The 25,919-nt window shown below is 71.4% G+C and carries 21 protein-coding genes and 4 tRNA genes; 15 read left to right on the forward strand and 10 right to left on the reverse strand.

The genetic code is table 11. The annotated features are described in order from the left end of the window. Window positions 1-191: 191 nt before the first annotated feature. From gyrB to ACWCYO_RS00645, 8 genes are all read left to right on the forward strand, one after another. Window positions 192-2,207 carry a DNA topoisomerase (ATP-hydrolyzing) subunit B gene (gyrB, locus tag ACWCYO_RS00610; RefSeq protein ID WP_449782912.1) on the forward strand — a complete coding sequence of 672 codons (2,016 nt, stop codon included), beginning with the start codon at window positions 192-194 and terminating at the stop codon, window positions 2,205-2,207. A gap of 131 nt (window positions 2,208-2,338) precedes the next feature. Further along, a complete protein-coding gene (gyrA, locus tag ACWCYO_RS00615; protein WP_270151112.1) occupies window positions 2,339-4,870 on the forward strand; it encodes a DNA gyrase subunit A in 2,532 nt (843 codons plus the stop codon). A gap of 148 nt (window positions 4,871-5,018) precedes the next feature. Beyond that, on the forward strand, window positions 5,019-5,708 hold the full coding sequence (locus ACWCYO_RS00620) for a DUF3566 domain-containing protein (protein ID WP_270145669.1): 690 nt from the start codon (window positions 5,019-5,021) through the stop codon (window positions 5,706-5,708). A gap of 259 nt (window positions 5,709-5,967) precedes the next feature. After that, window positions 5,968-7,341 carry a class I SAM-dependent methyltransferase gene (locus tag ACWCYO_RS00625; protein WP_449782913.1) on the forward strand — a complete coding sequence of 458 codons (1,374 nt, stop codon included), beginning with the start codon at window positions 5,968-5,970 and terminating at the stop codon, window positions 7,339-7,341. A 16-nt stretch (window positions 7,342-7,357) separates the two neighbouring features. Next, window positions 7,358-7,434: transfer RNA gene (locus ACWCYO_RS00630), tRNA-Ile, on the forward strand. A gap of 89 nt (window positions 7,435-7,523) precedes the next feature. Continuing rightward, window positions 7,524-7,597, forward strand: a tRNA-Ile gene (locus ACWCYO_RS00635). Window positions 7,598-7,965: 368 nt separating this feature from the next. Further along, entirely contained in the window at window positions 7,966-8,094 is a 129-nt protein-coding gene (locus tag ACWCYO_RS00640; RefSeq protein ID WP_014137031.1) for a DLW-39 family protein, read from the forward strand. A gap of 168 nt (window positions 8,095-8,262) precedes the next feature. Beyond that, a tRNA-Ala gene (locus ACWCYO_RS00645) sits at window positions 8,263-8,335 on the forward strand. A gap of 60 nt (window positions 8,336-8,395) precedes the next feature. Here ACWCYO_RS00645 and ACWCYO_RS00650 read toward each other — a convergent pair. Further along, on the reverse strand, window positions 8,396-9,043 hold the full coding sequence (locus ACWCYO_RS00650; protein ID WP_449782914.1) for a DUF5324 family protein: 648 nt from the start codon (window positions 9,041-9,043) through the stop codon (window positions 8,396-8,398). A gap of 214 nt (window positions 9,044-9,257) precedes the next feature. Between ACWCYO_RS00650 and ACWCYO_RS00655 the strand changes: the two genes are divergently transcribed. Continuing rightward, the gene (locus ACWCYO_RS00655; RefSeq protein ID WP_270145660.1) at window positions 9,258-10,151 is read left to right on the forward strand and encodes a rhomboid family intramembrane serine protease; all 894 of its coding nucleotides are present in this window, start codon (window positions 9,258-9,260) and stop codon (window positions 10,149-10,151) included. Window positions 10,152-10,508: 357 nt separating this feature from the next. Here the strand turns inward: ACWCYO_RS00655 and crgA are convergent, their stop codons facing one another. After that, window positions 10,509-10,757, reverse strand: coding sequence for a cell division protein CrgA (crgA, locus tag ACWCYO_RS00660; protein ID WP_270145659.1), 249 nt, complete (start codon window positions 10,755-10,757; stop codon window positions 10,509-10,511). Window positions 10,758-10,924: 167 nt separating this feature from the next. Here crgA and ACWCYO_RS00665 point away from each other — a divergent pair, with 167 nt between their 5' ends. From ACWCYO_RS00665 to ACWCYO_RS00685, 5 genes are all read left to right on the forward strand, one after another. Next, a complete protein-coding gene (locus ACWCYO_RS00665; protein ID WP_405000678.1) occupies window positions 10,925-11,689 on the forward strand; it encodes a DUF881 domain-containing protein in 765 nt (254 codons plus the stop codon). 78 nt (window positions 11,690-11,767) lie between these two features. Continuing rightward, window positions 11,768-11,947, forward strand: coding sequence for a hypothetical protein (locus ACWCYO_RS00670; protein ID WP_270145657.1), 180 nt, complete (start codon window positions 11,768-11,770; stop codon window positions 11,945-11,947). Between the two features lie 55 nt (window positions 11,948-12,002). After that, window positions 12,003-12,665 carry an aminodeoxychorismate/anthranilate synthase component II gene (locus ACWCYO_RS00675; RefSeq protein ID WP_270145656.1) on the forward strand — a complete coding sequence of 221 codons (663 nt, stop codon included), beginning with the start codon at window positions 12,003-12,005 and terminating at the stop codon, window positions 12,663-12,665. 5 nt (window positions 12,666-12,670) lie between these two features. Next, window positions 12,671-13,786, forward strand: coding sequence for a class E sortase (locus tag ACWCYO_RS00680; RefSeq protein ID WP_270145654.1), 1,116 nt, complete (start codon window positions 12,671-12,673; stop codon window positions 13,784-13,786). A 37-nt stretch (window positions 13,787-13,823) separates the two neighbouring features. After that, window positions 13,824-14,642 carry a class E sortase gene (locus ACWCYO_RS00685; protein WP_270145653.1) on the forward strand — a complete coding sequence of 273 codons (819 nt, stop codon included), beginning with the start codon at window positions 13,824-13,826 and terminating at the stop codon, window positions 14,640-14,642. Window positions 14,643-14,757: 115 nt separating this feature from the next. Here ACWCYO_RS00685 and pknB read toward each other — a convergent pair whose 3' ends face one another. The 6 genes from pknB to ACWCYO_RS00715 form a co-directional block, all read right to left on the reverse strand. Next, window positions 14,758-16,869: a Stk1 family PASTA domain-containing Ser/Thr kinase gene (gene pknB / locus ACWCYO_RS00690; RefSeq protein ID WP_270145651.1), complete on the reverse strand. Its 2,112-nt coding sequence runs from the start codon at window positions 16,867-16,869 to the stop codon at window positions 14,758-14,760. A 253-nt stretch (window positions 16,870-17,122) separates the two neighbouring features. Further along, on the reverse strand, window positions 17,123-18,577 hold the full coding sequence (locus tag ACWCYO_RS00695; protein WP_270145649.1) for a peptidoglycan D,D-transpeptidase FtsI family protein: 1,455 nt from the start codon (window positions 18,575-18,577) through the stop codon (window positions 17,123-17,125). Then, window positions 18,574-19,977, reverse strand: a complete 1,404-nt coding sequence (locus tag ACWCYO_RS00700) for an FtsW/RodA/SpoVE family cell cycle protein (protein ID WP_270151108.1) — start codon at window positions 19,975-19,977, stop codon at window positions 18,574-18,576. The genes ACWCYO_RS00695 and ACWCYO_RS00700 overlap by 4 nt, the downstream gene beginning before the upstream one ends. A 136-nt stretch (window positions 19,978-20,113) precedes the next feature. Next, window positions 20,114-21,742 carry a protein phosphatase 2C domain-containing protein gene (locus tag ACWCYO_RS00705; RefSeq protein WP_449782915.1) on the reverse strand — a complete coding sequence of 543 codons (1,629 nt, stop codon included), beginning with the start codon at window positions 21,740-21,742 and terminating at the stop codon, window positions 20,114-20,116. Between the two features lie 53 nt (window positions 21,743-21,795). Then, window positions 21,796-22,341, reverse strand: coding sequence for an FHA domain-containing protein FhaB/FipA (locus tag ACWCYO_RS00710; protein ID WP_270145646.1), 546 nt, complete (start codon window positions 22,339-22,341; stop codon window positions 21,796-21,798). A 46-nt stretch (window positions 22,342-22,387) separates the two neighbouring features. Then, window positions 22,388-23,242, reverse strand: a complete 855-nt coding sequence (locus tag ACWCYO_RS00715; protein ID WP_270145644.1) for an FhaA domain-containing protein — start codon at window positions 23,240-23,242, stop codon at window positions 22,388-22,390. A gap of 435 nt (window positions 23,243-23,677) precedes the next feature. Here ACWCYO_RS00715 and ACWCYO_RS00720 point away from each other — a divergent pair. Beyond that, window positions 23,678-23,761 (forward strand) — tRNA-Leu (locus ACWCYO_RS00720). A gap of 121 nt (window positions 23,762-23,882) precedes the next feature. Here ACWCYO_RS00720 and ACWCYO_RS00725 read toward each other — a convergent pair. Together ACWCYO_RS00725 and ACWCYO_RS00730 are read right to left on the reverse strand one after the other, a co-directional pair. Next, window positions 23,883-25,034, reverse strand: coding sequence for a sensor histidine kinase (locus ACWCYO_RS00725; RefSeq protein ID WP_270145642.1), 1,152 nt, complete (start codon window positions 25,032-25,034; stop codon window positions 23,883-23,885). After that, complete coding sequence (locus ACWCYO_RS00730) at window positions 25,031-25,684, reverse strand: response regulator (RefSeq protein WP_270151107.1); 654 nt, start codon at window positions 25,682-25,684, stop codon at window positions 25,031-25,033. The genes ACWCYO_RS00725 and ACWCYO_RS00730 overlap by 4 nt, the downstream gene beginning before the upstream one ends. Window positions 25,685-25,919: the final 235 nt, after the last annotated feature.

Raw genomic sequence — 25,919 nt, forward strand, 5'->3', positions numbered from 1 at the left:
TCAGGCCCCCGGGTCGAGTATCGGGACATGTGCAGAGGGGATTCAGGGCGGCGTATCTGCCTTCAGGGGCTGCCAAACGCCCATCTCTGTCAGTCGTACCGGTAGACTGAAAGCCAAACACTGTTGCTAGTGGCAACCGAGTCGAAACGCCGTGGTCGCACGCTCGCCCGCACGGGGCGGGATTGCGGCCCGTGCTGTGCCAGAGAGGGCGCTTCGTGGCCGATTCCGGCAACCCCAGCCAGACCCCAGACCAGACCGACCAGGCTTCCTACACCGGTAGCAACATCCAGGTGCTGGAAGGCCTCGACGCCGTCCGCAAGCGCCCCGGCATGTACATCGGCTCCACCGGTGAGCGCGGCCTGCACCACCTGGTGCAGGAGGTCGTGGACAACTCCGTCGACGAGGCGATGGCCGGGTACGCCGACACCATCGACGTCACGATCATGGCCGACGGCGCGATCCGCGTCGTCGACAACGGCCGCGGCATCCCGGTGGACATCGTCCCCGGCCAGGACAAGCCCGCCGTCGAGGTCGTGCTCACCGTCCTGCACGCCGGCGGCAAGTTCGGCGGCGGCGGGTACGCCGTCTCCGGCGGTCTGCACGGCGTCGGCGTCTCGGTCGTGAACGCGCTGTCCACCCGGCTCTCGGTGGAGATCCACAAGGACGGCCACATCTGGACCCAGGACTACAAGATGGGCGCGCCGACCGCCGCCCTGGTCAAGGGCGCGGAGACCGACCGCACCGGCACCACGGTGACCTTCTGGGCCGACGCCGACATCTTCGAGACCACCGTCTACTCCTTCGAGACGCTCTCCCGGCGCTTCCAGGAGATGGCCTTCCTCAACAAGGGCCTGTCGATCTCGCTGACCGACGAGCGCCCCGAGCACGTGGACGAGGAGGGCAAGCCGCTCACCGTCACGTACAAATACGACGGCGGCATCGCCGACTTCGTCGCCCACCTCAACTCCCGCAAGGGCGAGGTCATCCACCCCTCGGTGATCGACTTCGAGGCGGAGGACAAGGACAAGGCGATCTCGGTGGAGATCGCGATGCAGTGGAACTCCTCCTACACCGAGGGGGTCTACAGCTTCGCCAACACCATCCACACCCACGGCGGCGGTACCCACGAGGAGGGTTTCCGCGCCGCGCTGACCGGCCTGGTCAACCGCTACGCGCGGGACAAGAAGCTGCTCCGCGAGAAGGACGACAACCTCTCCGGCGAGGACATCCGCGAGGGTCTGACCGCGATCATCTCGGTCAAGCTCGGCGAGCCGCAGTTCGAGGGCCAGACCAAGGACAAGCTCGGCAACACCGAGGCGAAGACCTTCGTCCAGAAGGTCGTCAACGAGCACCTGAACGACTGGCTGGACCGCAACCCCAACGAGGCCGCGGACATCATCCGCAAGTCCATCCAGGCCGCCACCGCGCGCGTCGCCGCCCGCAAGGCCCGCGACCTCACCCGCCGCAAGGGCCTGCTGGAATCCGCCTCGCTGCCGGGCAAGCTCTCGGACTGCCAGTCCAAGGACCCGTCCGAGTGCGAGATCTTCATCGTCGAGGGTGACTCCGCAGGCGGCTCGGCCAAGCAGGGCCGGGACCCGCGCACCCAGGCCATCCTGCCGATCCGCGGCAAGATCCTGAACGTCGAGAAGGCCCGGATCGACAAGGTGCTGCAGAACACCGAGGTCCAGGCGCTGATCTCGGCCTTCGGCTGCGGCATCCAGGAGGACTACGACGATTCCAAGCTGCGCTACCACAAGATCGTCCTGATGGCGGACGCCGACGTCGACGGTCAGCACATCCGCACCCTGCTGCTCACCCTGCTGTTCCGCTTCATGCGGCCGCTGGTCGAGTCCGGGTACGTCTACCTCGCCATGCCGCCGCTGTACAAGATCAAGTGGGGCAAGGACGACTTCGAGTACGCCTACTCCGACCGCGAGCGCGACGCGCTGGTCGCCGCCGGCGTGGAGGCCGGGCGCCGACTGCCCAAGGACGACGCGATCCAGCGCTTCAAGGGTCTCGGCGAGATGAACGCCGAGGAGCTCCGGGTCACCACGATGGACGCCGAGCACCGGCTGCTGCTCCAGGTCACCCTGGAGGACGCCGCCCGCGCCGACGAGCTGTTCTCCGTGCTGATGGGCGAGGACGTCGAGGCCCGCCGCTCCTTCATCCAGCGCAACGCCAAGGACGTCCGCTTCCTGGACGTGTGACGCCTGCACCCCAGGCCCCGCACGTACCAGTCCGCGTGAAAGGAAACTGACCACCAGTGGTCGACGACAACCGTCCCGAAGGCGACCAGCCCGAGACTCCCGAGGCCGCCGAGGCCACCGCCCAGGCGACCATGCGGATCGAGCCGGTCGAGCTCGAGACCGAGATGCAGCGCTCGTACCTCGACTACGCGATGAGCGTGATCGTCAGCCGGGCGCTCCCCGAGGTCCGCGACGGCCTCAAGCCGGTGCACCGCCGCGTGCTCTACGCGATGTACGACGGCGGGTACCGGCCCGAGAAGGGCTACTACAAGTGCGCCCGCGTCGTCGGCGACGTGATGGGCAACTACCACCCGCACGGTGACACCTCGATCTACGACACCGTGGTCCGCCTGGCCCAGCCGTGGTCGATGCGGATGCCGCTGGTGGACGGCAACGGCAACTTCGGCTCCCCGGGCAACGACCCGGCCGCGGCCATGCGCTACACCGAGTGCAAGATGATGCCGCTGGCCATGGAGATGATGCGCGACATCGACGAGGAGACCGTCGACTTCGCGCCCAACTACGACGGCCGCTCGCAGGAGCCGACCGTCCTGCCCGCGCGCTTCCCCAACCTGCTGGTCAACGGTGCAACCGGCATCGCGGTCGGCATGGCCACCAACATCCCGCCGCACAACCTCCGCGAGGTCGCCTCCGGCGCGCTCTGGTACCTGGAGAACCCGGAGGCCTCCGCCGAGGAGCTGCTGGAGGCCCTGATCGAGCGGATCAAGGGCCCCGACTTCCCCACCGGCGCGCTGATCGTCGGCCGCCGCGGCATCGACGACTACTACCGCACCGGCCGCGGCTCGGTCACCATGCGCGCCGTGGTCGAGGTCGAGGAGATCCAGGGCCGCCAGTGCCTGGTGATCACCGAGCTGCCGTACCAGGTCAACCCGGACAACCTCGCGCTGAAGATCGCCGACCTGGTCAAGGACGGCAAGATCGCCGGCATCGCCGACGTCCGCGACGAGTCCTCGTCCCGCACCGGCACCCGCCTGGTGGTCGTGCTCAAGCGCGACGCGGTCGCCAAGGTCGTGCTCAACAACCTGTACAAGCACACCGAGCTGCAGACCAACTTCGGCGCCAACATGCTGGCCCTGGTCGACGGCGTGCCGCGCACCCTGTCGCTGGACGCCTTCATCCGGCACTGGGTCAACCACCAGGTCGAGGTCATCGTCCGGCGCACCACCTTCCGGCTGCGCAAGGCCGAGGAGCGCGCCCACATCCTGCGCGCGCTGCTCAAGGCCCTGGACGTGATCGACGAGGTCATCGCGCTGATCCGGGCCTCGGCGAGCGCCGACGCCGCCCGCACCGGCCTGATGGGCCTGCTGGAGATCGACGAGCTCCAGGCCAACGCGATCCTGGAGATGCAGCTGCGCCGCCTGGCCGCCCTGGAGCGCCAGCGGATCACCGACGAGCACGACGAGCTGCAGCGCAAGATCGACGAGTACAACGCGATCCTGGCCTCGCCGATCCGCCAGCGCGAGATCATCTCCGAGGAGCTCGCCGCGATCGTCGAGAAGTACGGCGACGACCGCCGCTCGACCCTGATCCCCTCGGACGGCGACCTCTCCATCGAGGACCTCATCGCCGAGGAGGACATCGTCGTCACGATCACCCGTGGCGGCTACGTCAAGCGGACCCGCTCCGACCTCTACCGCTCGCAGAAGCGCGGCGGCAAGGGCGTGCGCGGCGCCCAGCTCAAGCAGGACGACATCGTCGACCACTTCTTCGTGACGACGACCCACAACTGGATCCTGTTCTTCACCAACAAGGGCCGGGTCTACCGCGCCAAGGGCTACGAGCTGCCGGACGCCGGCCGCGACGCCCGCGGCCAGCACGTGGCCAACCTGCTGGCCTTCCAGCCGGAGGAGCACATCGCCCAGGTGATGGCCGTCCGCACCTACGAGGACAAGCCGTACCTGGTCCTGGCCACCCGGGCCGGCCTGGTGAAGAAGTCCCCGCTGAAGGACTACGACTCCCCGCGCTCCGGCGGCCTGATCGCGATCAACCTGCGCCAGGACGAGGAGGGCCGGGACGACGAGCTGATCGGCGCCGAGCTGGTCTCCCCCGAGGACGACCTGCTGCTGGTCTCCAAGAAGGCCCAGTCGATCCGCTTCACCGCGACCGACGACGCGCTGCGGTCCACCGGCCGCGCCACCTCCGGCGTCAAGGGCATGGCCTTCCGCGAGGACGACGAACTGCTCTCGATGAACGTCGTCCGCCCGGGCACCTACGTCTTCACCGCCACCGACGGCGGGTACGCCAAGCGGACCGCCGTGGACGAGTACCGTGTCCAGGGGCGCGGCGGCTACGGCACCAAGGCGGCGAAGATCGTCGAGGGTCGGGGCTCGTTGGTCGGCGCGCTGGTGGTCGACGACACCGACGAGATCATGGCGATCACCCTCTCGGGTGGGGTGATCCGCACGAGGGTTTCCGAAGTTCGTGAAACCGGACGTGACACGATGGGCGTCCAACTGATCAACCTCGGAAAGCGCGACGCGGTGGTGGGCATGGCCCGCAACGCGGAGGCCGAGGACGAGGAGACGGCGGAGGACGAGGTCACCGAGTCCACCGAGACGGCCGAAGGTGCGGGGACGGCGGTCGGCGGCGACGCCGAGGTCTGAACCGAACCGCGGACCGGTGCCGCCGCGTCCAGAGAAGTGGACGCGGCGGCACCGGACGCCGACCAGTACCGGGCAATCCCGCCGGGCGCTGGATGACGAGTGACGGATCAGGGCGGCGCCGCCCTGGTGGGAAGTGCGGGAGGACCAGGTGAGTGGAGCCACGGGTGCTGCGGGAGGACCCTCCGGCGGCCGTCCGGGCGCGCAGGGCGGGGGGGCGTACGGCGGTGTGCCGGGACAGCCGCCGACCGAGCACTCGGCCGCGTCCACCTCGCTGATGCCGCCGACCGGCGGAGCCGGTCAGGGCGGCTTCTCGCAGCCGACCACGTACACCAAGGGGCAGCCGACCCCGGCCCGGGGCACCCGGACCGGCGGCACCACCCCGCCCGGCGGCACCCCCGTCCCCGGAGCGGCGCGCCGCCCCGCCGGCGGGCCCGCGACCGTCGGGGGCGGCCTCGGCCGCACCCGCAAGGCCCGGCTGCGGGTGACCAAGGTCGACCCGTGGTCGGTGATGAAGGTCAGCTTCCTGCTGTCGCTGGCCGTCGGCATCATCATCATCGTGGCCGCGGCCGTGCTGTGGATGACGCTGGACTCGCTCGGCGTCTTCGACTCGCTGACCAAGACGCTCAAGGACGTCACCGGCGGCGGTGCGGACAACGCCAGCAGCCAGCTCAACCTGATGGACTACATCGGCTTCGGCAAGGTCATGATGTTCACCACGCTGATCGCCGTGGTCGACGTCGTCCTGCTGACCGCGCTGTCCACGCTCTCCGCCTTCATCTACAACGCGGCGGCCGGTTTCACCGGCGGCGTCGAGCTGACCCTGGCCGAAGAGGACTGATCCCGGCCGTATCCTGACCCCGGCTCAGTTCGCCGTCCACGGACGGAATGCACGGGCCCCGCGGGCTGTTCCAGCCCGCGGGGCCCGTCGGCATTTCGGGTGACAGCCGGCACCCCGCGGCGTGCCGCCCGGAATCGGGCCGCCCGCGGTGGGATTAGCTGGACGCCGCCCGTTCCCACGCCTGGGAGTGCCGCAGGCCGCCCCGGTCGGTCGACCGGGTCAGGTGACGTTCCGCAGGACGGCTGGACGGAGGCGCGTGGTGGCGAAGCTCGCAGGTCAACTGATGGAGGCCCTGGACGGGCTGTTGGGAATCCCGGTCCCCTTGCGGGTGCAGGCCTGGGACGGCAGCGTCGCCGGGCCGCCCGGAGCGCCCACGGTGGTCCTGCGCAACCGCCGGGCGCTGCGCCGCCTGATCTGGCAGCCGGACGAGCTGGGCCTGGCCCGGGCCTACGTCTCGGGGGACCTCGACCTCGCCCCCGGCACCGACCTGTACGAGACGCTCTCCGCGGTCGCCCGCTTCGCGGAGCTCCCGGAGATCCGCACCATGTCCCTCGGGCCGCGCGACGTCCTCGGCGCCAGGGGCCGCCGGGTGCTCGCCGCCGTCCTGCGGGCCGGGGCGATCGGCCCGGAGCCCACCCCGCCCCCGGAGGAGGTCCGCAAGGCCCAGGGGCGGCTGCACAGCCGCGGTCGGGACCGCGCGGCCATCAGCCACCACTACGACGTCGGGAACGACTTCTACGGCCTCGTGCTGGGCCCGTCCATGGTCTACTCGTGCGCCTACTGGACACCCGAGGCGAAGAGCCTGGAGGCCGCCCAGGAGGCCAAGCTCGACCTGATCTGCCGCAAGCTCGGCCTGCGGCCCGGGATGCGGCTGCTGGACGTCGGCTGTGGCTGGGGCTCGCTGCTGCTGCACGCGGCCGAGCACTACGGCGTCACCGCGGTCGGCGTCTCGATCTCCAAGGAGCAGGTCGCGCTGGCCCGGGCCCGGGTCGAGGAGGCCGGCCTGGCCGACCGGGTCGAGGTCCGGCTCCAGGACTACCGGGAGATCGTCGACGGCCCCTTCGACGCGATCTCCAGCATCGGCATGGCCGAGCACGTCGGCTCGGAGCAGTACCGGGTCTACGCCGACGGCCTGTACCGGCTGCTGACGCCCGGCGGCCGGCTGCTCAACCACCAGATCGCCCGCCGACCCGACTACCCGGGTGAACCGCACCGCACCAGCCCCTTCATCGACCGCTACGTCTTCCCGGACGGCGAGCTCTCCCCGGTCGGTTCCACCGTGGCCCGGCTGGAGGAGGCGGGCTTCGAGGTCCGGGACGTCGAGGCGCTGCGCGAGCACTACGGGCTGACCCTGCGCGAGTGGGTGGCCAACCTGGAGGCGCACTGGACGGAGGCGGTCCGGCTGGTCGGTCTCGGCCGCGCCCGGGTCTGGCGGCTGTACATGGCGGCCTCCGCGCTCGCCTTCGAGCAGAACCGGATCGGCGTCAACCAGGTCCTCGCCGTCCGCAGCACCGAGGAGGGAGCGGCCGGCCTGCCGCCGACCCGCGAGGAGTGGCTGGTGCGCCCGGCCGCCGAGGTCACTGCCGCGACCCCGGCCGGAACGGATTTGGGAGATCGGCGGTCGGTCCGCTAATCTTTCAGTGCGGCAAGGGCCTATAGCTCAGACGGTTAGAGCGCTTCCCTGATAAGGAAGAGGCCACAGGTTCAAGTCCTGTTAGGCCCACCACCGCGAAGGGCCCGGAGTGATCCACTCCGGGCCCTTCGGCGTCGTTTTCGCAGATCGGGCTGCTTCCGGTACGCTCTGCTGTGCAGCGAGGGCCTATAGCTCAGACGGTTAGAGCGCTTCCCTGATAAGGAAGAGGCCACAGGTTCAAGTCCTGTTAGGCCCACCGCCCCGAAGGGCCCGGAGTGATCCACTCCGGGCCCTTCGGCGTTCCCGGGGGAACCCGGGCTCCGCGCGGCCGGGCGGCGGCCGGATGCCCGTCGGACCGGCGCTGACGAGGGCTTCCCCGGCCGACCGCGTGCGGACGATCCGTGCGACAGGAGGTGCGGCGTCAATCCTCGGACCGGACCGCCGCGTTGACCGCACCGGTGGCTGGTCACGATTGGGACACCGGTGTGTATCATCGGCCGCAAGGGCAGTCCGGCACCCGACCGCCCGTTCGCGCTCGAAACACATCTGGACTCGTCGGCCCGGCCGGTCCGGCCGGAGCACCGGCTCCTGAGTCCACCAACGCAAGAAGGACGAGGTCCCGCGGTGAAGAAGCTCCTCCTGGTCGCCCTGGTCGCCCTCGGCGGCTTCTTTGTCTACCGTCAGGTCCAGGCGGACCGCGCCGAGCAGGACCTGTGGACCGAGGCCACCGACCCGGTTCCGGCCGGTCGCTGAGCCCGGGCGATCTGACGATCGACGATCTTCGGAGGCGCTGACCCGCGCCTCCCGAACCGGTCGGCCCGCTCACTCGAACGGACCGGCCGGTTCCTTCAGGGGGACGGCTCTCGGAATCGCGCCGGAACCCGGTACGCTAGTGCCCGTTGGCACGCGCCGTGCCGTCGAGGGGCATTAGCTCAGTTGGTAGAGCGCTGCCTTTGCAAGGCAGATGTCAGGAGTTCGAGTCTCCTATGCTCCACAGCGCCAGAACGGCGGCCGACCTGTTCTCCAGGTCGGCCGCCGTTCGGTTTTTCAGGCCCTAGGGCCGCGGGCGGTCGTCCTCGGTGCCCTCCTCGGGGTTGACGCCGTTCGGCGGGGCGGTGGCGGTGGGCGGCTCGACCAGCCACTCCGGGTTGCTGTGCCGGCGCCACCACTGCCAGGCGACGATGCCGCCGCCGATCGCCAGCACGCCGGCCACCGCGAGGCCGGTCGTCCAGCTGCCGCACCGCTGCTGCCGCCTGGCGTTCCGGGCGGCGAGCTCGCTGATCTCGGCCGCGCTGACGTGGCCGTGGAGGGCGGTCAGCGCGGCCGCGCCGCGGACCTGGGCCTCGTGCGCGACCGGGGCGACCGCCTCGACGGCCTGGGCGACCCTGGGGCGGACCGTGGTGCGGGCCTGGTCGGCCGCGCGGGCAGCGGAGAGGCGGGCCGCCAGGGCCGCCTCCTGAGCCCGGTGGAGGGCCTTCAGGGTGTTCTGCTGGGCCTCGGGCGACAGGCTGGCGAAGGCCTGGCCGAACTGCGGGGCGAGGTGCCTGTCGTACTGGACGCGGAGGGTGTGGGCGGCCTGGGCGGCCTTGGGCCCGAGGGCGTCGAAGGCGGGCCCGAGGCGCTGCTTGGCGCCGTCCGCGAACTGTGCGGCGGTGTCCCGGGTCCGGGTGGCGGTCTCACGGGCCGAGTCCGAAAAGCTCACGAGTCTCTCCTCCTGGGTGGCGTCCTTTATACGCATATCCACCTGAATACTGATCATGCATCCTGATTTGTCCGGCGGCACCTCGGGCTGGGCCGGGGGAGGGGCCCGCGAGGTGACCGGGCTGGGCCGGGAGGGTTGCTTTCCGGGGTGTCGGGATGGGCTGCCGCAGTAGGCTGGCGGCTTCGGAGGTCGGTACCGGAAGGGGAAACCGCTGATGCTCCCGGACGAGCCGCGAGAGTCCACGGACCACTCCTCCGAGGGCGGGCTGCCCGGCTGCTACCGGCACCCCCGGACGGCCACCGGGATCTCCTGCACCCGCTGCGATCGGCCGATCTGCCCGCAGTGCATGGTGGGCGCGGCGGTGGGCTTCCAGTGCCCCGAGTGCGTCGGCGCGGGGCACGCCGGGGCGCGGCGGGCGACCACCCGGTTCGGCGGGGCGCCGACCGTGGACGGCGGGCTGGTGACCAGGGTGCTGGTCGGGACGAACGTCGTGGTCTGGGTGCTGGCCGCCTACGTCCTCAACCCGCGGCTGGGCGAGGTCTGGTCGCTGGCCAGTCTCGGGCGAGCGCACCCCGGCGGTCCGTACGGCGTCGCGGACGGCCCGGGCCAGTGGTACCGGCTGCTGACCGCGACCTTCCTGCACCTCCAGTGGTGGCACATCGGGCTGAACATGCTGGTGCTGCTCTGGCTCGGCCCGCAGCTCGAGGAGGCGCTCGGCCGGCTGCGCTTCCTGGCCCTCTACCTGCTCGCCGGCCTGGGCGGCAGCACCTTCGCGTTCCTGGTGGCGGGCGACCGGATGAATTCGGTGGGGGCCTCCGGGGCGATCTTCGGCCTGATCGGCGCCACGATCGTGATGCAGTTGCGGGACCGGGGGCCGCTCGCCCCGGCGCTGGCCTTCCTGGTCTTCAACCTGGTGGTGACGTTCACCCGCCCGGGCATCGACTGGCGGGCGCACATCGGGGGCCTGGTGATCGGGGGCCTGACCGCGCTCGGCCTGATGTACGCCCCGCGCGAGCGCCGCGCACTGGTCCAGGGGCTGACGGTGGCCGGAGCGGTGGCGGTGCAGGCGGCGATGCTGTTCACCGGGATGGCCCTGTACGGCGCGTGATGCCCGGGCGTTTGTCCACAGCGGGTGCGGTGTCGTGCGCGGGCTGTGCGCCGTCCCGGCTGTGGACTGTTGTTCTACGCGTGTCCCCCTGTGCGAATTCCGCGCTTCCGGGAAGTTGTGCACAGCTGTGGACGGCGCTGGCCGGAAAGGTTATCCACAGGCTGTGGGGAGTTTTCCCCAGTGTGGATAACCATGTGGATAAGCCTGACCGTCTGATGGTGTGACAGTCGGATAGCGCATCGGCCAACCGCGGTCACACCCGGGACCCGGCTCCGGGCACGCCGAACCGCCGCTCCGGGTCCTGCGGATCCGAAGCGGCGGAGAGGCCCGAATCCGAGCCTCAGGACGCTCGGGGCGTCACTTCCACTGGGTGGAGACGCCGAACCCGGCCGCGATGAAGCCGAAGCCGACCAGGATGTTCCAGTTCCGCCAGCTCTCGACCGGGTAGCTGCCGCTGGTCACGTAGTAGGTGACGATCCACACCAGGCCGATCAGGAACAGTGCCAGCATCAGCGGCGCGACCCAACCGCGGCCCGAGCTGATCTTCACCGCGGCCGTGGTCGGCGGGGTGTAGTCGGACTTCTTGCGGAGTCGAGACTTCGGCACGAGGAGCTCTCCTGTCGATGCGCTGTGAGACCGCGCAGAGGTGCAGCGGGTGAGACGCCGACGGTCGGTCGCGGGGAGCGCTCTGGGACCGCTCCCCCACCTGCCACCGGCGTCCGTTAGCGTAGTGGCTCGGCGGGTCTCAAGGAGATAAGGGTACGGTGACTAATTTGTCGATTCCCCCCGGGAAGGCCGTCACCCGCCGTTCCGGCATCCGAATTGTCGGACGTGCCCTGACCTGCGCCGTGTTCGCGCTCGCCGGTCTGCTCTTCTACATCAGCGCCCAGACCGCCCGCGGCACCGACCTGCGGACCGACAACTCGCTGCTGAGCCTCGGCGACGTGATCCGCCAGCGCAGCTCGCAGAACCAGCAGGCGCAGGCCCAGCTGGCCGACCTCCAGTCCCGGGCCCAGGAGCTCACCGAGCAGCAGGGCAACGACCCCGCCGACACGGCGCGGCTGAGCGGCCTGCGGCTCGGCGCGGCCCTGGAACCGGTGCAGGGCGGCGGGCTGACCGTCACCCTCAACGACGCCCCGCCGAACGCCACCGCGCGCATCCCCGGGGTCCCCGAACCGGGCGTCAACGACCTGGTCATCCACCAGCAGGACATCCAGGCGGTGGTCAACGCGCTGTGGCGGGGCGGCGCCGCGGGCGTGCAGGTGATGGACCAGCGGCTGATCTCCACCAGCGCCGTCCGCTGCGTGGGCAACACCCTGCTGCTCCAGGGCCGGGTCTACTCCCCGCCGTACGTGATCAGGGCGGTGGGGAAGACGGACGCCCTGCGCTCGGCCGTCGAGGCGGACCCGGCGATCCGCAGCTACCTGCAGTACGTCCAGGCGTACGGCCTGGGCTGGAAGGTCCAGGAGAGCGGCGATCTGACGCTGCCCGGCTACTCCGGCACCACCGAACTCCGTTCGGCGGGCGGACAGCAGTAGCACCAGTGACGGACCGGCCTCGCGGGCGTTGATCCCGGGTCTACTCTTGACCCCAGTCCGCTACCTCGAGGGAGCACCATGTACGGCTGGATCTGGCGTCACCTCCCGGGGAACACCCTGGTCCGTGCCCTCATCTCGCTGCTCCTGATCCTGGGGATCGTCTACCTCCTCTTCACCTACGTCTTCCCGTGGGCGGAACCGCTGCTCCCCTTCGGTGACGTCACAGTGGACGGCGGCGACGGAGCCGCGGCCGGCTGACCCGGCGGGCCCGGAACTTCACCCCAGCACCGCATCCCACGGAGACCACGCGCGCATGACCACCCAGTCGACCCCGCCCCGCATCCTGGTCGTGGACAACTACGACAGCTTCGTCTTCAACCTGGTCCAGTACCTGTACCAGCTCGGCGCCACCTGCGAGGTGGTGCGCAATGACGAGGTGACCGTCGAGCACGCCGTCCGCCGGGCGGGGGAGGAGGGCTTCGACGGGGTGCTGCTCTCCCCCGGGCCCGGGTCGCCCGAGGAGGCCGGGGTCTGCATCGCGATGGTGCACCACTGCGCGGGGATCGGGCTGCCGGTGTTCGGCGTCTGCCTGGGCCTGCAGTCGATCGCGGTCGCCTACGGCGCGGTGGTCGGCCGGGCGCCGGAGCTGCTGCACGGCAAGACCTCGCTGGTCGAGCACGAGGACGGTGGGGTGTTCGAGGGCCTGCCCTCGCCGCTGACCGCGACCCGCTACCACTCGCTGGCCGTCGACCCGGCCACCGTGCCGGACCAGCTGGTGGTCACCGCCCGGACCGGCAGCGGCGTGATCATGGGCCTGCGGCACCGTGAACTGCCCGTCGAGGGCGTGCAGTTCCACCCCGAGTCGGTGCTGACCGAGGGCGGGCACCGGATGCTCGCCAACTGGCTGGCGGAGTGCGGCTTCCCGCAGGCCGTGGACCGGTCGGCCGGGCTCGCCCCGGTGATCGGCCGGGGCTGAGCGGCGTGACCGCGGTGCGTCCGGAGGGGCGTTACCAGCCGGAGGCCGGCCCGTACGGGGCGCCGCAGCAGTACGGCGGCGCCCGGCCGGACGACTTCCCGCCGTACGACTCCCCGCAGTACGGCGTCGGGGGCCAGGGCGGCCGGTATCCGCAGGAGCACCCGGTCCAGGGCGCGCCCGAGGACGGCTGGGGCGTGTACGAGCAGGCCGAGCAGCCCGTCGCGGGCGGGCCCGAATACCCGTGGCTGCCCGACCAGACCCTCCAGCTGCGCCTGCCCGCCGACGGCGCCGAGCCGCCCGCCGAGTCCGCCCCGCCCACCGGCGGCCGGGCCGAGCGCCGCCGGGCCGCCCAGGGCCGGACCTCGGTCCGCTCGGGCGGCGGACGGCGCCGGGCGAAGGGCCGGGGAGCCCAGGGGCCGCGCCCCAAGGAGTCCGCGGTCGTGGTGGCCGCCCGGTTCGTCGGCGAGATGTGCATCACCCTCGGCGTGGTGATGCTGCTGTTCGTCGCCTACCAGCTCTGGTGGACCAACGTGCAGGCCGACGAGGCCGCCAGCGGGGCCCGGGACCAGCTGGAGCAGCAGTGGGGCGCCCAGCCGCCCGGCGCGGGGCCGGGGGCCCCGGACCCCAACAAGCCCGAGGTGTTCGAGCCCGGCAAGGGCTTCGCCATCATCTACCTGCCCAAGCTGGGCCTGAAGTTCCCGATCGCCGAGGGCACCTCCAAGTCGGCGGTGCTCGACAAGGGCCTGGTCGGCCACTACACCGGCACCGCGATGCCGGGCGACCAGGCGGGCAACTTCGCGCTGGCCGCGCACCGCAACACCCACGGCGAGCCGTTCCGGTACATCAACCAGCTGGGCAAGGGCGACAAGGTCGTGGTGGAGACCTCCTTCGGGTACTACACCTACGAGATCACCGGCGGCATCCCGCAGACTCCCCCCAGCAACGTGAGCGTGATCAAGCCGGTGCCGAACGGCTCCGGGTACACCGGCCCCGGCCGGTACATCACGCTGACGACCTGCACCCCGGAGTTCACCTCCAAGTACCGGCTCATCCTCTTTGGCAAGATGATCGAGGAGCGGCCGCGGAGCCAGGGCAAGCCGGCCGCGATCACGGGCGGATAGCCGCCCGGGGCCCGGTTTCGGAGGGGGAGCACCGCAGATGCAGGACGACGGGACCGCGCGGTCGGCCGAGCCGGCCGAGGAGGCCTTCCCCCCGCCCGAACGGCGGGCCGCCGGGAAGGACCGCGGCGGGCGGAGCCGGGCGCTGGCCGCGCTGGGCGTTTTCGGCGAGCTGCTGATCACCCTGGGCCTGGTGCTCGGCCTGTTCGTGGCCTGGTCGCTGTGGTGGACCAACGTGCAGGCGGACCGCTCCGCATCGGCCGCCGCGGACAAGCTGCGCAGCTCCTGGGCGGCCGGCCCGACCCCCGGACCCCCGGTCGGGCCCGGCGCCGCCCCCGCACCCGGCGGGGCGGCCGTGGCGCCGCCCGCGATCGGGAACGACGTGGGCTTCCTGCACGTCCCGGCGATGGGCCGGAACTACCAGGTGCTGATCCGGATGGGCACCTCCACCGCCGTCCTGGACGAGGGCGTGGCGGGCGTGTACGAGGCGCCCTACAAGGCCGCGATGCCCTGGGACCAGGCGGGCAACTTCGCGCTGGCCGCCCACCGGGACGGCCACGGCGCCAGGTTCCACGACCTGGACGCCGTCCACCGCGGCGACGCGATCGTGGTCGAGACCCGGGACAAGTGGTACGTCTACAAGGTCGACAACACCCTGCCGGAGACCTCCAAGTACGACACCGGCATCGTCGCGCCCGTCCCGGCGAGCTCCGGGTACACCGGCCCCGGCCGGTACATCACCCTGACCACCTGCACGCCGGTGTACACCTCGCGGTACCGGATGGCCGTCTGGGGGAGCCTGGTGCGGGTGGACGACATGGACGCCAAGCGCACCCCGCCGCCGGAGCTGCGGCACTGAGGCCGGCTCAGGTTCGGTCGGCAGGACGCCCGAGGGCCCGTCGCGGTGGTCGCGACGGGCCCTCGGGCGTTCACTGCTCGGGATGACCGGCCCTCAGAACCAGGGGAAGAAGGGCTTAGGGGTTCCCTTTGCCGGGGGGCGTGGTGGTGGTGTCGCCCCCTTTGGCCGGATCGGCCGGACGGGTGACCAGCTGCACCTGGGTGTTCGGGTCCAGCGGGGTGCCGGCGCCCGGGATGCTCTGCACGACGGTCGCGTTCTGGTCCTGCGGGCCGCTGACCACGGTGTAGCCCAGGCCGGCCTTGGACAGCGCGGCGATGGCGTCCGACAGCTTGGAGTTCTGCAGCGGCGGGACGACGGACTTGTCCGGCGCCTTGTAGATCGTCAGGGAGATCTTCGTACTGGTCGGGACCTTGGTGTTGGGCGCGACCGACTGCGAGGCGACGGTGTTGACCTTGGTGGGGTCGTTGGTCGGGGTGGTCTTCGAGGTGTCGACCTGGAAGCCCAGCTGCTGCAGCTGGTTCTGCGCGTCGTCCTTCTGCATGCCCACCACGCTGGGGACGGTCTGCTTGGTCTTGCCCTGCGAGACCGTCAGCTTGACCGGGGCGCTCGGGTCGGCGGTCGCGCCGGCCGCCGGGTCCTGGGCGAGGACGGTGTCCTGCGGGGCGGTGTCGTCGTCCTTGTAGTCGGCGGCGGCGATGTTGCTGAAGCCCAGGGACGTCAGCAGCTGCATCGCCTGGTCCTTGGTCTTGCCGGTCAGCGCCGGCATCTGCAGCTTGGCCGGACCGGAGGAGAGCTGCACGGTGATGCGGGCGTCCTCGGCGACCTGGGTGCCGCCCGCCGGGGTCTGGGTGCAGACCTGGTCCTTCTTGACGTTGGCGTCCGGGCAGGCGATCTTGTCGCCCTCGGTGACCACGAGCTTGGGGCCGGCCGCGGTCGCCGCGGTCTTCGCGTCCGCCAGGCTCCTGCCGACCAGGTTCGGCGCCGTCACCTTGGCGCCGCCCGTGCTGCCCTTGTCGCTGAACATCGCCTGGGCCACGAAGAAGGTGCCGACCAGGACCAGCACGGCGGCCACCGCCAGCACGATCCAGGAGGTGTTGCCCTTCTTCGGCCGGTCCTCGCCGCGCCGGCCGCCGCCCTGGCCGTAGCCGTCGTCGTAGCCGTCGTGGCCGCCGCCCTGGGCGCCGGCGTAGGTCTGGCCGTAGCCGTCGTCGTAGCCGCCGGGCTGGGCACCGGCCTGCGGCAGCAGGGTGGTCGGGCCGCCGGGCTGCTGCGGCAGCACGTTGGTCTGGCCGTACGGGTCGTGCTGCTGCGGGTAGCCGTTCTGGTCGTAGCCGTACCCGGCCGCGCCCATCCCGTAGGCGGCGGCCTGCTGGGCGGCGGCGACCGGGAGGCCGTCGAGGAAGCGCTCGATGTCGTCGCGCATCTCGTCGGCGCTCTGGTAGCGGTAGTCGCGTTCCTTGGCGAGCGCCTTCAGCACGATCGCGTCGACCTCGGGGCGCACCTCGGGGTCGAAGACCGACGGCGGCTGCGGCTCCTCCCGGACGTGCTGGTAGGCCACCGCGACCGGGGAGTCGCCGACGAACGGCGGGCGGACGGTCAGCAGCTCGTAGAGCAGGCAGCCGGTGGAGTAGAGGTCGGAGCGGGCGTCGACCTGCTCGCCCTTGGCCTGCTCGGGGGAGAGGTACTGGGCGGTGCCGATCACGGCCGAGGTCTGGGTCATGGTCATGCCGGCGTCGCCCATCGCGCGGGCGATGCCGAAGTCCATCACCTTGACGTTGCCCTGCCGGGTCAGCATCACGTTGGCCGGCTTGATGTCGCGGTGCACGATGCCGGCCCGGTGCGAGTACTCCAGGGCCTGGAGGATGCCGATGGTCATCTCCAGCGCGCGCTCGGGCAGCAGTCGGCGGCCGGAGTGCAGCAGCTCGCGCAGCGTCGAGCCCTCGACGTACTCCATCACGATGTACGGGATGGAGATCCCGTCGATGTAGTCCTCGCCGGTGTCGTACACGGCGACGATCGCGGGGTGGTTCAGCGACGCCGCGGACTGTGCCTCGCGGCGGAAGCGGGCCTGGAACGACGGATCCCGGGCCATGTCGGCCCGGAGCGTCTTCACTGCGACGGAACGGCCGAGCCGGGTGTCATGGCCGAGGTACACCTCGGCCATGCCGCCGCGTCCGAGGACGCCGCCGAGCTCGTACCTGCCGCCGAGGCGACGAGGCTCTTCCATAGTTCCGACCCTCTCCCTCACCCGCCGGTGAGGTTGTGACGTAGGTGTCCCCGCACGCTCTGGGTGACGCCGCGCGCGCCGCGACCGGTTCTCCGGCCGGGCCGTGCGCCGCCTCGCGGGCGGCAACGGGCACACCCGCTGCTGGCGGATACGCTACCGGTCGCACCGCACCGGACCGGAGTCAGCCGTCGGCCGATATCAGACCGGTATCGGGACGGGGGTACCGATCGTGACATTCACCTCACTAAGGCCCCTACTTGCCGAGTGCGGCCTGCATCACCGCCTTGGCGATCGGCGCGGCGAGCCGGCCGCCGCTGATGCCGTCGCGGTTGTCGGAGCCGTCCTCGACCACCACCGCGACCGCGACCGACTGGCCGTCCGGGGTCTTGGCCCAAGAGGTGAACCAGGCGTACGGCAGTCCGGAGTTGTTCTCGCCGTGCTGCGCGGTGCCGGTCTTGCCGCCGACCTGGACGCCCGGGATCTGGGCGTTCTTGCCGGTGCCGTCCTGGACCACCGAGACCATCAGGTCCTGCATCTTCTGCGCGGTGGCCGGGCTCATCGCCTGGGAGAACTGCTTCTCGGTGTGCTTGGAGAGGGTGGTCAGCGAGGCCGAGCGCTCCTGGTCGACCAGGTAGGGCTGCATCAGGCTGCCGTTGTTGGCGATCGCCGCGGAGACCATGGCGACCTGCAGCGGGGTGGCGCGGGTGTCGTGCTGGCCGATCGAGTCCTGAGCGGTGCCGTCCAGGCTGGCGCTGTTCGGGAAGACGCTCTTCTCGGCCCGGACCGGTGTGTCGATGGTGCTGTTGAAGCCGAACTTCTCGGCCTGCGCCCGCATCTTGTCCTTGCCCAGGTCCGCGCCGATCTTGGCGAAGACCGTGTTGCAGGACTGGTCCATCCCGGCCTTGACGGTGGCGTTCTCGCAGCGCTCGTTCGGGCTCTCGTTCTTCAGCGTGGTCTGGGTGCCGGGCAGGGTGTACGGGTCCGGGGTCGAGGTGGCGTCGTCGATGCTCTGGAACATCCCGTTCTCGAACGCGGCGGTCGCGGTGACCAGCTTGAACGTCGAGCCGGGCGGATAGGTGTACTTCAGCGCCCGGTTGTCCAGCGGCTTGTTCGGGTCGGCGTTGAGGTCGTTCCACGCCTTGGTGGCGTCGTTGTCGTAGCCGGAGATGGTGCCCGGGTCGTAGGACGGCGCGGAGACCAGGGCGAGGATGGCGCCGGTCTTCGGGTCGAGCGCGACCACCGCGCCCTTCTTGCCGTTCATGGCGTCCCACGCGGCCTTCTGCACCTTGGGGTTGATCGTCGTGACGACGTCGCCGCCCTTCTTGGGCTCCCCGGTGAGCATGTCCAGGGTGTTGCGGAAGAACAGCCGGTCGTCGCTGCCGGAGAGGACGCCGTCCTCCAGCGCCTCCAGGCCGCTGCTCTGGCCCAGCGTGGAGAACCCGGTGACCGGGGCCCACATCGGGCCGTCGACCCAGGAGGTCTTGTACTTGAAGCGCACGCCGTTGACGAAGTCGGACGAGGTGACCGGCTGGCCGCCCGCGATGATGTTGCCGCGCGGGTGGGCGTAGCGGTCGTACAGCTGGCGCTTGTTGTTCTTGTTGGTGGCCAGGGCGTCGGCCTGGACGCCCTGCACCCAGTTGGCGCGCACCATCAGGGCCAGGATCAGCACCAGGCAGAAGATCGAGATCCGTCGGATCGGCTTGTTCATCGGGCGGATCCTCCCTGGCCCTCGGTGGCCGGGGCCGGTACGACCCCGGGACGGCGGGCGCTGTCGCTGATCTTCAGCAGGATCGCGACCAGCGCCCAGTTGGCAACGACGGACGACCCGCCCTGAGCCAGGAACGGCATGGTCATACCGGTCAGCGGGATCAGTCCGGTGACCCCGCCGGCGACGACGAACACCTGCAGCGCCATCGCCGAGGACAGCCCGACGGCGAACAGCTTGCCGAAGGGGTCGCGGGCGGCGAGGGCGGTGCGCAGGCCGCGCTGCACCAGCAGGGCGTACAGCAGGAAGATCGCCATCAGGCCGGTGAGCCCGAGCTCCTCGCCGAAGGAACCCAGGATGAAGTCGCTCTTGGCGGCGAAGTTGATCAGCCAGGAGCGGCCCTGGCCGAGGCCGGAGCCGGTCACCCCGCCGGAGCCGAGCGCCATCAGCGACTGGCCGATCTGCTCGGTCGCGCCCTTGGGCGGGTGCGGGGAGAAGGCGGCCATCGGGTCGAGCCAGGCGTCGATGCGGACCTTGACGTGGCTGGTGGTCGTGGCGACCGCGGCCGCGCCGCCGACCGACATCAGCAGGCCGAACAGGATCCAGCTGGTCCGCTCGGTGGCGACGTAGAGCATCACCACGAAGAGGCCGAAGAACAGGAAGGACGTGCCGAGGTCGTTCTCGAAGACCAGGATCAGCAGGCTGAGCAGCCAGATCACGATGATCGGGCCGAGGTCGCGGCCGCGCGGCAGGTACAGGCCCATGAAGCGGCGGCTGGCCAGCGCCAGGGCGTCCCGCTTGACCATCAGGTAGCCGGCGAAGAACACGGTCAGGACGATCTTGGCGAACTCGCCGGGCTGGATGGAGAAGCTGCCCATCCGGATCCAGATCTTCGCGCCGAAGTCCTCGGCCCGGGCCGGGAAGAAGGCCGGCGCGGCGAGCAGCACCAGCGCCGCCACCATCGAGATGTAGGTGTAGCGCTGGAGCACCCGGTGGTCCTTCAGGAAGACCATGACGCCGATGAACAGCGTGATCCCGAGGGCCGACCACATCAGCTGGTTGCGGGCCGCCGGGAAGTTGCCGCTGAGCAGGCGGCCGGCCTTGTCCAGCCGCCAGATCATCACCACGCCCAGCCCGTTCAGCAGCGTGGCGATCGGCAGCATCAGCGGGTCCGCGTACGGCGCGAAGCGGCGTACCAGCAGGTGCGCGACCAGCGCCAGCGAGCCCATGCCGAGGCCGTAGCCGAGCATGCCGGCGGGCAGCCGGGAGTCCATCGCCAGCCCCACGTTGGCGTACGCCAGGATCGGCAGCAGGACCGCGAAGACCAGCAGGGCCAGCTCGGTGTTGCGCCGGTTCGGCGTGCCCTGGGGCGAGATGGTGGTGTTGCCCCGGCGCCGCGGCACGACGCGCCCGGCCGCCGCCCGGCGCCGGCCGCCGGCGCGGCCGGTGTCGCCGCTCAGGTTGTAGCTGCTCACGTGGTGACCGCTCCCTGACGGCCGGCGGGCCCGCGCCGGGCGGACCTATGTCGGATCACGGAGGTCACGGCTTCGGGCAGGATTCGGCCCGGGCGCGGTCGTCGTCGCTCAGCTGCTGCTGGGGCGGCTGGGCCTGCTCGCTCGGGGCGGCGGCCACCGGAGGGGTGGCGTTCTGCGTCGGGGCGGGCGTGGCCGGGGCGCTCGGGGTCGGCGTGGCGCTCGGCGCGGTCGCGGTCGGGTTGCGCTTCTCCCGCTCTCCCGGGGTGGCCGGCGTGGCGGTCACGAACGAGCTCTTGGTGGCCGGGGTCGGCTGGGTGCCCTGCGGGGCCGCGCCGGCGACCCGCTGGCACAGCTTGGCCCAGCCCACGAGGTCGTTCATCGTCTTCTCGGCGTCGTTCAGGCTGCCGACCGAGATGGTCTTGCTCACCTGGGCGCGCTGGTCCTGCGGCAGCCACTTCAGCGGCGCGTCGCTGTGCGACTCGTGCACCGAGGAGAGGCTCAGACCGGCCAGGTTCTGGTTGATGCCCTGGTAGATCGCGACGTGGTCGCCGTCCTCGCCGATGTAGTACTGGCCCTGCGTCCACTGGTAGCCGAAGTACCCGGCGCCGCCGAGCAGGCCGAGCGTGACCAGGACGGCCAGCGAGACGGTCAGGCCGCGGCGCTTGCGCTTGGGGGGCTGCTCCTCGTCGAACTCCTCGGTGCCGTACACCGAGGGCTCGACGGGGTAGCCGTAGCCCTCCTCGCCCTGGTAGCCCTCGGCGGGACCGAAGCCGCCCTGGGCGGCGCCGTAGCCCTCGTAGCCCTCGGCCGGGCCGAAGGCGCCCTGCGGGCCGCGGCCCAGGCCGGCGGCGCGGCCGGCCGGGGTGTCCGCGATCGAGTGGTCGGCGGCGGTCGAGGACGGCGGGGTGTCGGCGACCGCGCCGACCACCACCGGGACGTCGTTGAACTGGCCGCTCATGGTGTCCGTGGCGCCGACGTCGATGACGTCCGCCACGATGCAGGTGATGTTGTCCGGACCGCCGCCGCGCAGCGCGAGCTGGATCAGCTCCTGCACGGTCTGCTCGGGCGAGTAGTAGCTGCCGAGGGTGTCCTGCAGGGTCTGGTGGCTGACCGGGCCGGAGAGGCCGTCGGAGCAGAGCAGGTAGCGGTCGCCGGCCCGGACCTCGCGGATCGACAGGTCCGGTTCGACCTGACCGCGGCCGTCCAGGGCCCGCATCAGCAGCGAGCGCTGGGGGTGGGTCTCGGCCTCCTCGGGCGTGATCCGGCCCTCGTCGACCAGGCGCTGCACCCAGGTGTGGTCCTGGGTGATCTGCACCAGCGAGCCGTCGCGCAGCAGGTAGGCGCGGGAGTCGCCGACGTGCACCAGGCCCATCCGCTGGCCGGTCCACAGCATGGCGGTCAGGGTGCAGCCCATGCCCTCCAGCTGCGGGTCCTCCTCGACCATCTGCCGGAGCCGGTCGTTGGCGCCCTGGACGGCGTCGCCCAGCAGGGTCAGCAGGTCGGCGCCCGGCACGTCCTCGTCCAGTCGGACGATCGAGCCGAGCACCTCGGAGGACGCGACCTCGCCGGCCGCGGCGCCGCCCATGCCGTCGGCCACGGCCAGCAGCCGCGGCCCGGCGTAGCCGGAGTCCTCGTTCCCCTCCCGGATCAGTCCCTTGTGGGAGCCGGCGGCGAAGCGCAGCACCAGGGTCATGCGACCTGTGCCCCCCTCTGGGTCATGGACGGGATGCTGTCCCTCATGCGCTACTACTTCCGCAGTTCGATGACGGTCCTGCCGATACGGATCGGCATGCCCGGCTGGAGCGGGGTGGGCGCGGTCAGGCGCTGCCGGTCCAGATAGGTGCCGTTGGTGGAGCCTAGATCCTCGACCGTCCACTGCCCAGTCTGATCCGGATAGATCCTGGCATGCCGGGAGGACGCGTAGTCGTCGTCCAGCACGATGGTGGAGTCGTGCGCGCGGCCCAGCGTGATGGTCTGGCCCTGCAGCGCGACCGTGGTCCCGGCCAGCGAGCCCTGCACCACGACGAGCTGGGTCGGGGCGCCGCGGCGGCGGCCGCCGCCCTGGGTCTGGCCCGCGCCGGCGTTGCCGGGGGCCGGGGCGGCGGGACGTCCGGGCGCCGTGGTGGTCGCCGCGCCGCCGCCGGACGCCGTGGCGGCGCCGCGGCGGGAGGTGCGGGGGTTCACCTTGGTGCCGAACAGGTCGCTGCGGATCACCTGGATCGCGACGATGACGAACAGCCACAGCACGGCCAGGAAGCCCAGTCGCATGACCGTGAGGGTCAGTTCTGACATGACCGTCCCGCCAGTCGGTGAGCGAGGCGCGCGAACAACTCGGACACTACCCTTCGACCTGCCGGTAGACGATGGTGGTGGAGCCCACGACGATTCGGGAGCCGTCGCGGAGCGTAGCGCGCTGGGTGTGCTGCCCGTCCACCACGATGCCGTTGGTGGACCCCAGGTCGAGGACCATCGAAGGGGTGCCGGGGCGGATCTCGGCGTGCTTGCGCGAGACCCCCGGGTCGTCGATCCGCACGTCCGCCTCGGTCGAGCGCCCGAGCACGCAGGCCGCGCCGGTGATCTGGTGGCGGGCGCCGTTCACCTCGATCCAGCGGCGGACCGAGGCGCCGTGGCCGGCCCCGGGGAAGTTGCGGACGTTGCCGCCGGCCGGAGGGCCCGGGGGCATCGCGGGAGGTGCGGGCGGCGGCGGGGGCGCGTTGTACTGCTCGGCGCCGCCCTGCTGCCACGGCGCGCCGGGGGCCGGCGCGGCCGGCTGGCGGTCGTAGCCGGGCTGCGGCGGCGCGGCGTACTGCTGGGGCTCCTCGGCGGCGAGGGTGCGGCTGCGCACCCGGTACAGGCCGGTGTCCAGGTCGTCGGCCTTCTCCAGGTTCACCTGGAGCGGGCCCATGAAGGTGTACCGCTGGGCCTCGGCGTACTCGCGGACCATGCCGGCGAGCTCGGTTCCGAGCTGTCCCGAGTAGGGGCTGAGCCGCTCGTGGTCGTGCGGGCTGAGCTCGACGATGAAGTCGTTCGGCACGACGGTGCGGTCGCGGTTCCAGATGCTCGCGTTGTTGTCGCACTCGCGCTGCAGAGCGCCGGCGATCTCGACGGGCTGGACCTCGGACTTGAACACCTTGGCGAAGGTGCCGTTGACGAGACCCTCCAGCCGCTGCTCGAACTTCTTCAGCATCCCCATGGGGCACCCCCTTCCAGGGTTCGTTCGCCTGCCCGTGGACCGGCTCCCTCCGGGGGACTGTCCTCCGGAGAGTCGGTCGTGCCTACTTGCGGTACTTCCGTACTGATCGTATCCACGCCGGGCCCTTCCGTACGGTTCCCGGACCGCGTGGTGACCGGGGGTGGGCTCGGACACACAGGGTGACGCATTTCGGGGGCGGCACGCCAGGTGTGTCCATCGGAGCCGCCCACCGCCGTTCGCTCGCCCGTTCGTCGTGCACCCGTTCGGATGCGGTTGGTCTCCCCGGGAAACCGATTCGGAGCAGCCCCCCAGGTCGTGCTACTGTTTTCCACGTCGGAAGGGCCGCCCGGAAGGGAAGCCGGACCGAGGAAGCGCGAAGGGCCACATGGTACCGGGCGGTTCCGAGGATCGGACGGCAAAGAAGACAACACCCATGCGCGGGTGGCGGAATAGGCAGACGCGCTGGATTCAGGTTCCAGTGCCCGAAAGGGCGTGGGGGTTCAACTCCCCCCTCGCGCACAGCGAAGCCCCGCAGATCTTCGGATCTGCGGGGCTTTCTCGTTGTCCGGCCTTCCTTGTCGTCCGAGCCGTCTCGTCGTCCGGAGCCGGCGGCCGGGGCGCGGCCGCCGGGACGGTGGGGTCAGGAGCGGGTGGCGGGGAGCTCGGCGCGGACCTCGAAGCCGCCGTCCTGGGTGGGGCCCGCGGTGAGGGTGCCGCCCAGCAGCTGGGCGCGCTCGCGCAGGCCGACCAGGCCGTGGCCGCCGCCCGGCAGGATCTCGGCCGGGTGGACCCGCGGCGCCTCGTTGCGGACCTCGACCCGCAGCCTGCGGCCCTTCGCCCGGACCTTCACGTGCACCACCGCCTCCGGCGCGTACTTGGTGATGTTGGTGAGCGCCTCCTGGATGGTGCGGTAGGCGGCCCGCTCGACCGCCTCCGGCCACGGGCGGTCACCGGGGTTCAGTTCGGTGTCGGCGGTCAGCCCGCTCTGCTCGATCAGCCGGGGCAGGTCGGCCAGCCGGGGCTGCGGGGCGAGCGGGGCGTCCGGGAGCGGGCCGTTGGTGGTGCCGCGCAGCACCCCGACCATCTGGCGCAGCTCGTCCAGGGTCCGTACGGACAGTTCGCGGATGGTGCGGGCGACGCCCGCGGCGGCCGGGTCGGCGGTGCTCACCTGGAGCGCGCCGGCCTGGATGCTGATCAGGCTGACCTGGTGCGAGACCACGTCGTGCATCTCCCGGGCCAGCCGGCCGCGCTCGCTGATCAGCACCCGCTCGGCGAGCAGCCGGCTCTCCCGCTCCTGGCCGCGGGTCAGCTCGTCCAGGCGGGCGGCCAGCTCCCGCCGGGTGCGGGAGAGCCGGCCGGTGGCGGCCGGGCCGGCGGCCAGCATCACGGCCTGGATGGCGTCCAGGGCGGTGTTCCGGCTGAGGTCGATGACCGGGGTCGGCAGCGGCCAGTGGAAGAAGGTGACCAGGGTGAACAGGGTCGCGCAGGGGATCAGCACCCGGGGGCCGGGGCGGTCGGTGGCGATCGTGTAGACGGCGGTGATCGGGGCCAGCCAGATCTGCTCGACCCAGGTGCCGGGCATGGTGAGCAGCAGCACCGTCACCGGGAAGCGGCGGCGCCAGAACAGCGCGACGGCGGCCAGCGTGGAGAGCGCGATCTGCCACCAGGCGGCGTCCCGGGCCACCAGCGCCGAGTCCAGCAGGGAGTACAGGACGGGCAGCAGCAGCATCAGCCAGGGCGCGGTGCACCAGGCGGGCAGCCGTCTGGACGGCAGCTGGTCGACGGTCGTCATGCCCCGTCGCCGGGCTTGGGCCGGACCAGACCGGCCCGGTGGGCGAGCACGGCGGCCTGCACCCGGTTGGCGGCGCCGAGCTTGCCGAGGATCGCGCTGATGTGGTCCTTGACCGTGCCGGTGCCGAGGAAGAGCCGGTCGGCGATCTCGGCGTTGGACAGGCCCTCGCCGAGCAGGGCGAGCACGTCGAGCTCCCGGCCGGTCAGGGTGCGGGCCAGCGAGGTGGCCTCGGCGTCCGGGCCGCCGCCGTCCACGTAGCCGCCGATCACGGTGCGGGTGACGGTCGGGGAGAGGATGTTGCCGCCCGCGGCGAGCACCCGGACCGCGTGCACCAGCTGCTCGGGGGCGGTGTCCTTGAGCAGGAAGCCGGCCGCGCCGGCCCGCAGCGCGGTGCCGATGTACTCGTCGGTGTCGAAGGTGGTGAGCATCGCGACGGCGGGCGGGTCGGGCAGGGCGCGCAGGCGGCGCAGCACCGAGATGCCGTCGAGGTCGGGCATCCGGATGTCGAGCAGCACCACGTGCGGGCGCAGGCGCCGGACGTGCTCCTCGGCCTGCCCGCCGGAGCAGTCGCCGACCACCTCCAGGTCGGGGGCGGAGCCGACGATCAGGCCGAGGCCCGAGCGGACCAGGATCTCGTCGTCGACGATCAGCACGTGGGTGGTGGTGATGGTGCCTCCTCGGTTCGGGCGGCCGGGTTCGGTCGGTCCGCGGGGGTCGCTTTTGAGGGTAGGGGTAGGCGGGGCGGGGCGCCGAACCAATGACGGGTACGAACCCCGCCGTTCGGCGGGGGTGGGAATCCGCTACCCGGTTCACGTAATTCTCAGGAATGGTGCGGAACCATGGAGTTGGCTGTCCTTTCCGGCCCGCCGCTCGATGCGGGCGGCC

The organism is Kitasatospora sp. NPDC001683, assembly GCF_053596495.1.